The 13,536-nt window shown below is 42.9% G+C and carries 9 protein-coding genes; 2 read left to right on the top strand and 7 right to left on the bottom strand.

Translation table 11 applies throughout. The features are described 5' to 3' along the window. Positions 1 to 5: 5 nt before the first annotated feature. The 3 genes from BMX50_RS05260 to BMX50_RS05250 all read right to left on the bottom strand — a co-directional run bounded on the left by BMX50_RS05260 (position 6) and on the right by BMX50_RS05250 (position 2,429). The gene (locus BMX50_RS05260; protein ID WP_208864653.1) at positions 6 to 332 is read right to left on the bottom strand and encodes a hypothetical protein; all 327 of its coding nucleotides are present in this window, start codon (positions 330 to 332) and stop codon (positions 6 to 8) included. 81 nt (positions 333 to 413) lie between these two features. Further along, the gene (locus BMX50_RS05255) at positions 414 to 1,457 is read right to left on the bottom strand and encodes an NAD(P)-dependent alcohol dehydrogenase (protein WP_091208751.1); all 1,044 of its coding nucleotides are present in this window, start codon (positions 1,455 to 1,457) and stop codon (positions 414 to 416) included. 93 nt (positions 1,458 to 1,550) lie between these two features. Beyond that, positions 1,551 to 2,429: a helix-turn-helix domain-containing protein gene (locus BMX50_RS05250; RefSeq protein WP_091208750.1), complete on the bottom strand. Its 879-nt coding sequence runs from the start codon at positions 2,427 to 2,429 to the stop codon at positions 1,551 to 1,553. 184 nt (positions 2,430 to 2,613) lie between these two features. On the opposite strand from BMX50_RS05250, the gene BMX50_RS05245 reads away from it, so the two are divergent. Together BMX50_RS05245 and BMX50_RS05240 are read left to right on the top strand one after the other, a co-directional pair. Next, complete coding sequence (locus BMX50_RS05245) at positions 2,614 to 3,549, top strand: DUF6268 family outer membrane beta-barrel protein (RefSeq protein WP_091208747.1); 936 nt, start codon at positions 2,614 to 2,616, stop codon at positions 3,547 to 3,549. Between the two features lie 32 nt (positions 3,550 to 3,581). Continuing rightward, positions 3,582 to 3,812: a hypothetical protein gene (locus BMX50_RS05240; protein ID WP_091208744.1), complete on the top strand. Its 231-nt coding sequence runs from the start codon at positions 3,582 to 3,584 to the stop codon at positions 3,810 to 3,812. Between the two features lie 236 nt (positions 3,813 to 4,048). On the opposite strand, the gene BMX50_RS05235 is transcribed toward BMX50_RS05240, so the two are convergent. The 4 genes from BMX50_RS05235 to BMX50_RS05220 form a co-directional block, all read right to left on the bottom strand. Beyond that, positions 4,049 to 8,308, bottom strand: a complete 4,260-nt coding sequence (locus tag BMX50_RS05235) for a hybrid sensor histidine kinase/response regulator (protein WP_091208741.1) — start codon at positions 8,306 to 8,308, stop codon at positions 4,049 to 4,051. A 258-nt stretch (positions 8,309 to 8,566) separates the two neighbouring features. Continuing rightward, the gene (locus BMX50_RS05230) at positions 8,567 to 10,075 is read right to left on the bottom strand and encodes a carboxylesterase/lipase family protein (protein WP_091208738.1); all 1,509 of its coding nucleotides are present in this window, start codon (positions 10,073 to 10,075) and stop codon (positions 8,567 to 8,569) included. 12 nt (positions 10,076 to 10,087) lie between these two features. After that, complete coding sequence (locus BMX50_RS05225; protein WP_091208736.1) at positions 10,088 to 11,686, bottom strand: S8 family peptidase; 1,599 nt, start codon at positions 11,684 to 11,686, stop codon at positions 10,088 to 10,090. Positions 11,687 to 11,803: 117 nt separating this feature from the next. Continuing rightward, positions 11,804 to 13,474 (bottom strand): tetratricopeptide repeat protein, encoded by a 1,671-nt coding sequence (locus tag BMX50_RS05220; protein ID WP_091208733.1) that lies wholly within the window; start codon positions 13,472 to 13,474, stop codon positions 11,804 to 11,806. Between the last annotated feature and the right edge of the window lie 62 nt (positions 13,475 to 13,536).

Genomic DNA, 13,536 nt, shown 5'->3' with positions numbered 1-13,536 from the left:
GGTTTTTATTTAGACTTCTTTTTATCAGAATACCCCTTAGCGTTGATTTTTCCATCTATAATTTCCAAATTGTCGACGGTAAGCTTGCCGATACGCATTTGATCAATTGATGCCTTTTTTACAGATAAACGCCCAAGATAAAACGCGCCTATAGCAATTGATCCAATTGCAACGCATCCCAATGCAAAGGCCCCTGTTACACCGGCCCCTATCGCCCTTGCGCCTAATGCATAAGCGCCTGTGGCTTTAGCACTCTGTAATTTCTTATTGCTGTCTTTTGTCCACATGATGTTGTATTTAATGTCAATATCGGGATTTAAATTCTTTTTCAATAACAAATCACATGATACCCTACAAAACAAAAAGGCGATGACTCAATGCCATCGCCTTTTTGGGAGACTTTATCTTGTTGATTACAATGTTGCCATATCTATCACAAAGCGGTAACGCACATCGCCTTTCAGCATGCGGTCATAAGCCGTGTGGATATCTTTCATGTCAATCAGTTCGATGTCTGAAACGATGTTATGTTCGGCGCAGAAATCAAGCATTTCCTGGGTTTCAGGCAAGCCACCGATCATTGAACCGGCAAGGCTTTTGCGGCCGCCGATAATGCTGAATGCAGCAATTTCAGCAGGTTTGGTAGGTACACCTACACAAACATGTGTGCCATTGGTTTTCAGTAAGCCAAGGTATACGTTCAGATCATGCTCGGCAGATACTGTATCAAGGATGAAATCGAAAGTGCCGGCTACAGCTTTCATTTGCTCCGGATCGGAAGTTACTACAAAGTGATGAGCGCCTAATTTTTTTGCGTCTTCTTCTTTTTTACCTGAAGTACTTAATACTGTTACTTCGGCACCAAAGGCAACACCAAATTTAACGCCCATGTGCCCCAAACCGCCAAGACCAACGACTGCTATTTTATGACCTTTGCCAATGTTCCAGTGGCGTAACGGCGAATAGGTGGTAATGCCGGCGCATAACAAAGGTGCTACGGAAGCCAGGTCAAGTTTATCAGAAATGCGGAGAACAAAATCTTCATGAACTACGATAGTGTTTGAATAGCCGCCGTAGGTAGGTGTTTGGTGGTCCTGCTCATAACCATTATAAGTTTGCGAATGACCGTTGGTGCAATATTGCTCCAGGCCATCTTTACAGTTATCACAAACGCGGCATGAATCAACCAGGCAGCCGGTACCAGCCAGATCGCCAACTTTGAATTTTTTTACGTGATCGCCAACTTTTACCACACGGCCAACTATTTCATGACCGGGAACCATCGGGAATATAGAGCCGCCCCACTCGTCTTTGATCTGATGCAGATCGGAGTGGCAAACACCGCAAAATAAAATATCGAACTGTACATCATGAGGGCCAACCTCGCGGCGCTCAAATGTCCATGGTGCAAGATCAGTTTCTTTGGTTTGTGCAGCGTATGCTTTTGTTTGTATCATATCAAAATGTTTTATGATACAAAGATGCAGACTATAACAAGAAGGCGTTATTTTATAAAGTTCAAGTTATTTGACTATTCTGTCCAAATCCCTTTACTGCATTTGTACAGTTGGCCGGTGGGCCGATGGCGAACAACCATGATAGGCTTTATAAAGACGCGAAAAATGAGCCAGGTTTTCGAAACCAAGTGAATAGCAAACATCTGTTACTGCCATATCTGCCGTAAGCATCTCCTTAGCTTTAGCCAATCGTTTTTCACGAATCCACTGGGCAGGAGTAACCTGGTAAATGGCAAAGAAATCGCGCTTGAAACTGGAAAGGCTGCGGCCTGAAAGATACGCCAGTTCGGAAATAGAAACGGGTGAGGCATAGTTGTCCATCACTACATTGCGGATATCGCCATGAACCTGCTGTTTAAGCTGCAGCAATTGCTGAAGCATGTTCTTATCCACATGTACCAAATCATAAAGTAACTCCAGCATTTTTAGCCGCATCAATGAGCCATCAATACTTTCGGGCTCTTCAAAGTATGGCACTACCGATTCGAAAAATTTACGCAGGCGTTCCTTTACAGGTTTCACGGCTACCTTTGCCGGCTCAACTGTTTCTACCGATTCAATTTTGGCCATTTTAACAAAATCGCGCAAAAATTCATCCTTCAGGAAAAACATCAGGCTGTTATAGGTAGCGCCCTTTTCGGGATTGCCTACCTTATCATAATTGATCTGGATAGCTTTTTTGAGTAACACCATCTCATTTTTAGAAACAATATAGTCCATGTTGCCATGGGTGATGGTGTTGGTACCTTCCAAAACAACAAGCAGCATATGATCTTCCAGGAACATGGAGCCACGGCTGCGATATGTAACGGTGCATGACTCCACTATGGATAAGCCATTTAGCTTGATATCCCTGTGGTGATAAGGAGCACAAACCAATTCGTCGGGTACTTTAACTGCTTTTTCTATCATCTCAAATAATAGGTAAAGGTACGGGATAATTCTCGAATGGGTTTTTCTATTTCGTTCAAAAAATTTGATTATGCGGTTCAGTGCGCATCCTGCCGAAAAATATATTTGGCAGTAATAGGGGTAAGTTGCTTCAGCAGTGTTTAAGGGGCAAATTGAAATAATCTTCTAACAACACACAATTGCAATGAAAGCAACATCTTTAGTTTATCTGGTCATCCTTTTAATATCATTTAAGTTTACTGCCAACGCCCAGCAAAATCAGGCAGCTAATACCGATACCGTGTTTAAGCCCAAAATCGGATCGTTTGACGCTGGTTATTCTTATTCGCCATTTACCGTTAACCATAAAAACATGAGTATACAGCAATCGAACGCATCGATAAGCGTGCCACTGATTAACAACTTCAAGGATGGGAAGCTTGATTTCCTTCTTGCAGGCGTTAGCTATAGCAGCCTTACCTTATCCGGTATGGGAAAAACGTTTGGCGGCACCGAGTTTTACTCAGTTTCAGTGCCAATAACATTCCAAAAGTCCTTTTCTCAAAAGTATGCCTTGCTGATATCTGCAATCCCTACGTTGTCGTCAGACTTGAAAGATGTATCCGGCGATGACATGTTGTATTCTGGTTTTGCCATGCTGAAGATCCGTACATCGAAAAACTTTTCCTACGCAGTTGGAGCGGGTTATTCACGCCAGTTCTTCGGTACGATACTGCTTCCTGTTATCGGGATAGAATGGCAGATCAGCGAAAGGTTAAGTCTAAGCGGTACATTGCCGGTTTCCGAAAAATTGAAATACCAGCTAAGCGATAAAAGCATCATAGGTTTCAGCAGTGACTTTGGTATCGGCGGAGGCTCATACCGCTTATCAAAGAAAACGGGATCCAATTATTTACAGGTGCAGCAGTATAAAAACACACTTTTTTATAATTATCAGCTCGCTAAAAACTTTTCGGTACAAATAAGCGGTGGTTATAATTTTGTGCAGAAGCTTGACCTATATAATAAAGATCAAAAAGTTAACTGGGCACCATTTAATGACCTGAACAAACGTGTACCACTTACCGAATTGAAAAAGACAGGCCTTACTGTTGAGTCGGGGATTAGTTATCACTTTTAGGTTATTTCTTTTAAAACTAAGTCAGGCATAGTATGGAAACAACTATTAATTTAACGGTGGAGGTTTTTAAAACCGATGTTGAGGACTTGGCCGGGGCAGCAATGTTGGTTGGTTTGCTTCAAAAGCTTATCACCAATAGTCGCATAAATTTTGATCTGGAAGATTGCGATAAAATATTAAGGATTGAAGGTCTGGATATTTCGACTCAATTGGTTACCGGCATTTTTGAAGATCATGGTTATCTATGCCAGTTGCTTGAATAAGATTTGAAGCCTTTGCAGATTTATTAGAGAAAGGTGCAGGTTATCCAACGAGTGTTCGGAAGATGAAATCACCTCTTAAAAAAGTATGTCATTGCGAGCGTAGCGTGGCAATCTCGTAGCCAGTGCATGTCCGATCTGTATAGCTACGAGATTGCTTCGTCATTCCTCCTCGCAATGACATGGCTTTTTAAACCAACACTTTCAATTGATCTGCATCTTCCGAACACTTATGCCGGTTATCCTAAAACCTGTACCTTTTGGAGTATGGTCACGAGGTCTTCCAAACGCATGGGTTTGGACAGGTAGTCGTCCATGCCGGCCTGCATACAAATGTCGCGGTCTTCCTGCATGGCGTTAGCTGTCATGGCCACAATATATGGCTGGCTGCCGCCATGCAGGCGGATCTGGGCCGTGGTTTCCAGTCCATCCATTTCAGGCATCTGGATATCCATCAAAATAATATCGTAATCTTTTTCGCCAAGTTTTTCCAGTACAAAAACACCGTTGGTAGCCATATCAGGCTGGTAACCTAATTTATTCAGTACACGCTCAATCAATTTCTGGTTTATTGGGTTATCCTCAGCCACCAGGATCCTAAGCGGGTGATCTTTGGCAAAATCAGCCGACAATACACTTTTGGCTGCAATTTCGGTTGTTACCGTATTATCCTGGTTAAATGCTTTCTGGATGCTCATGCATAAATGGTGCTGCTTAACAGGCTTAACCAATATGGATGAAAATAGCCCCGGAAATTTGCTTTTGGTTTCATCGCCAATAGAGCTCAGCATCACAATAGGCAGTTTTGGATATTTAACCTTAACCTGGTTTGCCAGGCCAACACCGTCCATTTCGGGCATTTCCATGTCAGTTATGAGTAGTTTGAAGCTACTGTCATTATGGAGTATCGCCAAAGCTTCGGGCCCTGACGAGGCTGTTACCGGTTCAAGTTTCCAATGCTCCAGCTGGGTTCGGAGTATAAATAAATTAGTGCCGTTATCATCAACTATGAGCACCCGTAATCCGGTTAATGCGGCCAGATCGCAAAGCAGCGGTGTACGTACCGGGTTTTTGCTTTTAATGGTTTTGATAGAAAAACTGAACACCGAACCTTCGCCGTACTTACTTGTTGCCGAAATATCGCCCCCCATCAAATTCACCAATCGTTGACAAATGGCCAGCCCAAGCCCCGTACCGCCATATTTACGGGTAGTAGATGAATCAACCTGCGAAAAGGCTTTGAACAGACGCGAGATCTTTTCTTCAGGGATACCGATGCCGGTATCTTTTACACTAAACCCAATTTCTGCCTCTTCACCAATTTGTTCCTTTAAAAATACTTTAATGAAAATCTCACCTTTGGAGGTAAACTTAATGGCGTTATTGATAAGGTTGATCAATACCTGCTTTATACGAAGACTATCGCCTACAATGTACAGCGGAACATCTGCATCGATCTGGTAGATGAGGTCTATTTTTTGCTGGGCTGCCCTTTGTGCAAAAATATCCATCACTTCTTCAACGGTATGGCGCAGATCGAAGTCTTCATGCTCTACCTCCATTTTTCCCGATTCGATCTTCGAAAAATCAAGGATATCGTTTATTACGCTCAGTAAACCTTCACCACAACTGATAATGGTATCGGTATATTCCCGTTGTTCATAATCAAGCTTTGTTTCGGCAAGCAGCGAGGCCATGCCTATAACGCCGTTCATAGGTGTGCGGATTTCGTGGCTCATTGTTGCCAGGAAAATACTCTTGGCCTGGTTGGCTTTTTCTGCTTCTTCCCTTGCCTGTTGTTCCTGTTCTGTTTGCAGTACCAGTTTGCCATTGAGGTCATGCAAATGTTCCGACTGAACCTGCAGTTCCTCCGATTGTGCTTTTAACTCTTCTGATTGGGCCTGCAACTCTTCGTAAGCCTCCTGTAATTCATCTGATTTTACCTGCAGCTCACCTGCTTTTTGCACAACCTCGCGGGTGCGTTCCTGCACAAGCTTTTCAAGCTGGGCTTTCTGTTTCTGAATAGTATTAATACGATAGGCATAAAAGCTGTAAGCCGCAGCTATGGCCAGGAGCAAAGCCAGTAGCCTGAACCACCACCTTACCCAAAACGGAGGGGTGATAACTATGGTAACTGATGCTCCGGTATTGTTCCAAACGCCATCGTTATTGGATGCCTTTACATGAAATGTATAAGTCCCCGGATCGAGATTGGTGTAAGCTGCCCGCCGCTCCATACCTGCATTTATCCATTCTTTATCCAATCCCTCCAGCTTATACTGGTAAAGGTTGTTACGGCTTACGATATAGTTAAGCGCGATGAAATTAAAAGCTATGGATGATTGATTGTAATTGAGCGTGATTTTCTGCGTAAAGCCGATATCTGCTTTGAGCAAAGAATCCTTACCACCGGGGATTACAGGCTTATTATACAATTGAAAATCGGTTAAGTAAACCGGCGGGATAAATGTATTGGCCTTTATTTTTTCGGGATAAAACCTGTTGAAGCCTTTAACGCCGCCGAAATACATTTCGCCATCGCGGGTTTTAAGGTAGGCATTGGCCTCAAATTCGGTACCCTGCAAGCCATCATAAGTGTTAAATTGCTTATTATCTCCCGTTTCTGGGTTTAAGCGATTAATCCCTGTAGATGTAGAAATCCAAAGATTGTGTTTCTCATCTTCGGTAATACCCTTAATGAAGTCGGTACTTAAATTGCCTTTAGTGGTAAACAGGTTGAATTTATTACTGCTTTTATCAAATAGGTATAACCCGGCCATACCAATCCAAACCCGGCCTTTACTATCAGCAAAAATTACCCTCGAATCTGTTTTCTTTTTCTCGTGATCAAAATAATGCGAAAAATGGCGGGTGTTAAGATTGTAACAGTTGAGGCCGCCATCATCGGTGCCAAACCAAACGTTGCCATCTTTATCTTCGCCCACCGAAACAACGTTGTTCCCTTCAAATGAGGTTTTGCCATCCGGGTCTTTCAGTATGCGGGTAAATTTGTGCGTTTTGGTATCCAGCAAATTAAGGCCTCCAAAATAGGTCGCTATCCAAAAATTACCCCGGCTGTCAAGCAGCATCCGCTGCATAAAATCCGAGCTTACTGCGTTATGATCGGCGGCATTAGCTTTAAAGCGGGTGAATTTTCCGGTTGCCGGGTTCATGAGGTTAATGCCTCCGCCCCAGGTGCCTACCCAAATGTTGCCTTGTGCATCTTCTGCAATATCCTGTATGGCGTTGGTGGAGATACTTGCAGCATCATAAGGATTAAATTTATACTGGCGAAATTGGTCGGTTTGACGGTTAAACTTATTAAGGCCGCCGCCATCGGTACCTATCCAGATATTGCCCCGGCTATCCTCGAAAAATGCCTTGACATCATTATAGCTTAAAGTAGTCTCATTGACGCCCTGCCTGTAGAGTTTAAATTTATCAGTTTCGGCTACATATAAATTAACCCCGCCGCGGTGTGTACCTATCCAAAGGTCATGCTGCACATCCTCATAAATTGCCGAAACGGTAGTGTTTGAAAGGCTGCCGGCATTTTCGGGTCGAGGGAAATACCTCACAAACTTATTGGTTTTGGCATTGTACCAGTTCATTCCCTGGTTGATGGTGCCTATCCAGACATTGCCATCCCTGTCGCAAAGTACTTGTAATACCAGGTTGCCCGATAAGCTGCCGCTATCCATATCATCGTGCACAAACAATCTGAAATGTTTGCCCTGTGTGTCAAAGGTAGCCACGCCCTGTCCGTTTGTGCCTATCCAGATGTTATTGGCTTTATCGGCTGCAATAGATGTAATATCACAGCCAGCAACCGGGCCGTTGATTGTAAATGGTTTGAATGCCGATTTAGCTGCATCAAACACACAAAGGCCATGCCGGGTGCCTACCCATAGGGTGCCTTTTTTATCTTTATAAAGGGTATTTACAGTGTCGCAGTTAAGCCCTGTTCCGTTTTGCTTATTATGCCCGTAATGTATAGTCTTGCCCGTTTTAATATCGAGCAGGCTTAATCCGTTCCCTTGTGTGCCTACCCATAAATGAGTGTCGTCCTGCGCCGTTACGGCAGTAACAGTTGTGTTTTTAAAACCCCATACCGAAAATTTGTTGGTGACCGGATCAAACGTGTTGAGATTATAGTTGGTGCCTATCCATAGTTTGTGAGCAGCATCTTCGTAAATACAATTAATGAAGCCATCGCTGATGCTGGCTTTATCGATGGGATTGTTTTGATAGATGATCACCTTTGAACCGTCATACCGGTTTAAGCCATCTCGCGTGCCAAACCACATGAAACCGCGGCTATCCTGAAAAATGCAATTTACGGTACTATTTGAAAGTCCTTGTTCATTGCTGATGTGCCTGAACCGGGAATCGGAGATCTGGGCATATAAATTAAGCGAAACCCCCGAAATAAAAAATAATAAAAACGCCAGAAATTGTGCAGCGTGACGGCGATAAGCCTCAAATTTTGGATCAGCCATTTAACGTTAGGGGTGTCATTAAGTAACAGCAATAATACTTAAATTATCTCATAATATTTATGAAACTCTTTAAGCATCTTGCATATACGTTATTAATATGTTAACCGGATTTTAATTAGGCTATGTTTTTCTCAATAATTTTATGCTGTATACGGTAATATTTACAACCGGGTTTTAAAGTAAATAAAGCTTTAGTAATTTGTTGATAAACAAATGTTGGTTAACGGCTAACAGGGGGCTGCAAGGAGTATAAAAAATCTACTTCAAGGTAAAACACGAAGATGGGCTGGCCTTGTCATTATAAACGCTGCTAAGTTGCGCCGGACCTGACGTAGCATCAAAAAACATGATATTGTTTTCGCCGGCTACAAAATGCGGCCAAGGTTTGTCGTTTACCAGGCCGGGAGCTTTACCCTTTATGAAGTTAACCCAGGTTTGGTGTATTTGGTTAGCGAGCTTCAGCTCGGTATCATTAAAATTATTTTGATGAGGCAGAAACCAAACATAGCCTAATTCGTCGGCGTGGGTAGCGCCGGTACCATCACGCTTATAGTCAAAGCGGTACATCCAAACATGGTTACCTGCCTGCGCCAAAGTATTGGCCAGCCGATAGCTGTGCATCTGGTACATGTATTGTGTAAGTACTTTTATGGCCGCATTATCGGCGTTGTCATTTTTAGCTTCACTTTCAAAGTTTGACAGAACATAACGGTAGTTATCACCAAACCATCCGTAAAGCACGGTGCTATCGGGATGATTAAGGCGCTTATCAAACCCCATAAACATTTTGCTTTCAAATTTATTGGTGCCGATCAGGAAACGTACTTTGTCGTTCCGGTTTTTACGAATGTATTGATAAGGGTCTTCTAAAATAACAGAACCGTCTATTACGGGGCCGAAGTAATTGGTGCCCTGTGCCCCATTGCTGATCTTTGCCTGTGCTGCTATAAGTTTATCGGCAGAAATTTTGAGCAGTTCGGCAGGCCTGGTAACACCCAGTTCGGTCATTAAGCGCTGCCTGATGCCTTTAGCGGTAACAGAATCTCTGATACACTGCACGGCACCGCTTTCTAAAATTTGCTGATTAAAATAGCCCTTAGATTGTGGTGTTGCCAACAGGGCACTGGTTAGTTTGGCGCCTGCCGACTCGCCCATTACGGTAACATTTGATGCATCGCCGCCCATGGCAGCAATGTTTTGCCTGATCCATTTCAGCGCCATGATCAGATCAAGCAAACCATTATTACCCGACGATTGGTAGGCTTTGCCTACATCCCCCAAATACATAAAGCCAAAAACACCAAGACGATAATTGATCGTAACGGTAACAACGCTGTCATCATCGGCGAAGGCGTGCCCGTTCATCCCCATACCCGAGCCGCCTGTAAGCGAGCCCCCGTGCACCCATACCAGTACCGGAAGCTTGGCATCTCTGGCGTTTGTAGGGGTATAAACATTTAAAGAAAGGCAATCTTCACTGCCTTTAAGCCCGCCAGCGCCACCGCCCTGTGATGCCGGACTGCCAAACTTCATGCAGGAGAGAGTGTCTTTCCACGATGTCATTGGCTGTGGTGGTATAAAGCGTAAAGGGCCAACCGGTGGTTTGGCATACGGAATACCTTTAAACACCAATGTTGGCCCTTCTTCAATACCTTTTATCCATCCGCCTGATACTTTGGTTACAACTGTTTGGGCTCGGGCATTAAAACCCAAAAAAATACCCAGTAAAAATGTGCATACCGGTATCCGGCGGATGATATTCTTCATAAATGGTTGATCTTAATAAGTGGCAGCCAGCTGAAGCGCGTTATAAGTATTAACTACACCGCCGGTTACACAAAGATCGCTAAATGGAACTTCTTTTTTAGTCTCACCGTCTTTGATTTCTACATTATGTGATATTTTCACTACCGACTTCATGATGATCTCCTTAACCTGCGTAGCTGTTAATTTAGGATAATAAGAACGGATCAGCGCTGCCAGGCCTGTTACCACAGGAGCCGCCATGCTGGTACCATCGTGCTCGGCATAAGTTGATTTTGGTGTAGTTGAGTTGATGGCTACGCCTGGTGCAAATACATCAACACTGGTTTTGCCATAGTTGGAGAACGATGCTTTCAACGTTTCGTCATCTTTGGGGCCTGATGCGCCAACTTCAATCCATGCACCGGCTACACCGCTTTTATCTTCATAAGTTCTGTTAGGCACGTTGAGTTCAACCTCGGTATTATTGTTGTCATTACCTGCGGCATGTACCAGCAATACATCCTTGCTTAATGCAAATTTTACTGCTTCATCAACCGCTTTTTTATTGTATGAATAGCTTTTGCCAAAGCTCATGTTGATCACCCTGGCACCGTTAGCCGCAGCATAGCGGATGGCGTTGGCAACATCTTTGTCGCGTTCATCGCCGGTAGGCACTGTACGTACCGACATAATTGCCACGTCATTGGCTACACCCATAATACCCAAATTGTTATCCCTTACTGCGCCTATGATACCTGCAACGTGGGTGCCATGATCGGCATCGGGGCCGGTTACATCATTGTTGCCGTAAAAATGCTCGTTAGCATTGTTATAGTTATCACCAACAGTATCCCTCGAATTAAAATTGAGGTTTAGGTGATAATCCAGTTGCTCCTTATAGTGAGTTAAGCCGCCGTTTACCTCTTTCTTCCTAAAATCAGCTACATCTTTAAAATCGGGCAGGGCACTTTCAAGTACACGCTTAACATAAGCTTCTCCATTGTCTTTAGGCTCAAATTTTTTGATATCGTCAAGGCTTGGGTTTTGGTTGCCCAGTTTTGCCAGTACGCCATCAAGCAGGGTATTGAATTTATTGATGATGTCATATGTTTTCTGTGCTTTGTTAACCTGTTTGTCCATATCGGCTTTCATAGCGCCGTATGCCTTAAAATCAGCAAGGTCTTTACCGGAAAGCTTTGTACTGTCAGCATTGGCAAAACGTGCATTGTCGATACGTACAAGGCGTGTAAGCTCCAGGTTGTCGTAATGCACATCGCCTTTAGCCGAACCTATAAAATTCCATCCATGAATGTCATCGGCATAGCCGTTTTTGTCATCATCTTTTTTATTTCTGGCAATTTCTTTCGAGTTGTTCCAGATCACTTTTTTAAGGTCCTCATGGTCAACATCAACACCACCGTCAATTACGGCTACCAGCACGGTAACGTGTTTTTTGTCTTTTAGCAGTTCGTTATATGCTTTTTCGGTACTGATGCCGAACACGGAATCGGTTTTAAGGTCGAGATTTTGCCAGTTAGGTTTAGTTTTTGGCGCTTCCTGCGCATAAGCGAACACAGGTAAGCAAAGCCCGGCTACCAGCACAAGCTTTTTAAGCGGAAAATTGTTAATCATCAATACTTTCAGTAATAGTTATATATGGTACAAAAACTCTAAAGTAAGTTTTTAATTGTCGCAAAAATGTGCGGGTTTGATGATTTTAATATCTTTTTGAGGGAAATTGTTTTCTGATTACTGTACCTTTTGTTCAAAAATGTGCTCAATTATAAACTTTGACTCTTCCACCCGGACCTTCTTTTTGATCAGGTCCCGCAAATCTTCGGTGGCGCCATCCCTTATCTCATAGTTCTTTTCTTTGCAGGTTTTTAAAAAGCCGGCATACAATTGTTTCGCTTTCTCTGCTTCGCCTTTTGCAAGGGTGGCAAGCGCTATATTGAACATGGCATAAGTTGCATCCTCCTGGTATTTTAGTGCTTTGTACGAGTATTTTATACAGTCGTCAAATTTACCTGCACAATAATATGACCACCCCAGGTTACCTAAAGCGGTTGCATAAGTACTATCAATAGCTACCGCTTTTTTGGCAGCATCAATGGCTTCCTGGTATTTGCCCGATTGGGTATAACTTAGATTGAGGCCAACGTAGGCATATTTATATTCGGGATTAACTTTTATAGCTTTTTGATGATAGGTTATGGCTGTTTCATATTGTTTTTTCTTGTAGAAGCAATCGCCTATCCTGTCATAAGGGAAAGGATAAGATTTATCTATGCTGATAGCCTTTTGAAGATCATTTATAGCCTCATCCAGTTTATCGGAATAATAATAGGCATCTCCCCGGTCGGCGTAAAAAGTGCGCCTTTCAGGTTCTAAATTGATGGCCTGCGTATAAAGAGTGATAGCTGTTTCATATTCGTTCCGGGCGCAGTAAATATCGCCTTTCAGGTCATAGCCGTCACCATCGTCGGTGTTTTGACTGATATGCTGATTGATAAAGTAAAGAGCACTATCGGGCATGTTCATATTTTTATAGCACCGTGTAAGGTTATAATAAGTCCAGTTGTAGTTTGGTCTTAGCCGTAAGGTCAATCTCAGATCTGTTGCTGCTTCCCTGTACTTTTCAAGGTCAAGCAGGCAATCGGCCCGGTCATAATAAAATATAAAATACCCGGGGGAAAACTGTATAGCTTTATCATAATCAGCAACTGCGTTTTCTGGCTTATCAAGTTTATTATAGCATTGGGCACGTACATGGTAGGCATGGGCATACTGAGGCCAGGCTGCTATTGTTTTATCGCAATATGTTATACATTCCTTGTATTTATGCTGGTCAAAAAGCGCCTCCGCTTTCATGATATTGGCCGATACCAGTCCCGGGTTATTATTCAGTAACCTGATCAGTTCAAGGCCTGTTGCTGATTTTCCTTTTAATGATGCAGTAAGTAACTTTAATCGTTGTGTAAAAACAGTATTGGGCGCATTTTTTAAAAGTCCATCCCAAACGTTATCAGAATTTTTATCTCCAGGCTGCGTAGTAAATACTATTTTAAAGAAAGTTTTTCCTAATTGTTTTTCGGCAGGAGAAAGGTTGCTGCTATTGATATCTTCAATGAGGGAGATAATTTCATATCCCTGGTAGGGCATGATCCGTTTTACATCCCTTTGTGACCTGATGTTTTTAATAGTTTTTGACAACAACTCCATTCCTTTGTCAACACTATCCTGTTTAAAAAAGGTTATGGCATCTTTTAAAAACAAAGTATAGTCATTGAGCCGATAGCCTGATGCTTCCATCTGCAGCGGACTTTTTTTACTTGACGTATCAGCAGGCGATAACGCAACTGCGGTTAAGGGGCCAAAAATGAAAAGCCAAAAAGCGATTAATTTGAATGATAAGGTCATGCTATAAAATTAGCATATCCGGTTAATATTAAAAAATACGACCGGGGACTGATTGGCAACTA

Source organism: Mucilaginibacter gossypiicola (assembly GCF_900110105.1).
Classification (GTDB): Bacteria; Bacteroidota; Bacteroidia; order Sphingobacteriales; family Sphingobacteriaceae; genus Mucilaginibacter; species Mucilaginibacter gossypiicola.
Note: the sequence above shows the minus strand (reverse complement) of the source record. Positions and strands in the feature narration are given on the sequence as shown.

Coding starts and splice junctions, on each gene's coding strand:
- BMX50_RS05225 (WP_091208736.1), bottom strand. CDS start 11,686: ATGATTAACAATTTTCCGCTTAAAAAGCTTGTGCTGGTAGCCGGGCTT.
- BMX50_RS05240 (WP_091208744.1), top strand. CDS start 3,582: ATGGAAACAACTATTAATTTAACGGTGGAGGTTTTTAAAACCGATGTT.
- BMX50_RS05230 (WP_091208738.1), bottom strand. CDS start 10,075: ATGAAGAATATCATCCGCCGGATACCGGTATGCACATTTTTACTGGGT.
- BMX50_RS05220 (WP_091208733.1), bottom strand. CDS start 13,474: ATGACCTTATCATTCAAATTAATCGCTTTTTGGCTTTTCATTTTTGGC.
- BMX50_RS05255 (WP_091208751.1), bottom strand. CDS start 1,457: ATGATACAAACAAAAGCATACGCTGCACAAACCAAAGAAACTGATCTT.
- BMX50_RS05245 (WP_091208747.1), top strand. CDS start 2,614: ATGAAAGCAACATCTTTAGTTTATCTGGTCATCCTTTTAATATCATTT.
- BMX50_RS05250 (WP_091208750.1), bottom strand. CDS start 2,429: ATGATAGAAAAAGCAGTTAAAGTACCCGACGAATTGGTTTGTGCTCCT.
- BMX50_RS05235 (WP_091208741.1), bottom strand. CDS start 8,308: ATGGCTGATCCAAAATTTGAGGCTTATCGCCGTCACGCTGCACAATTT.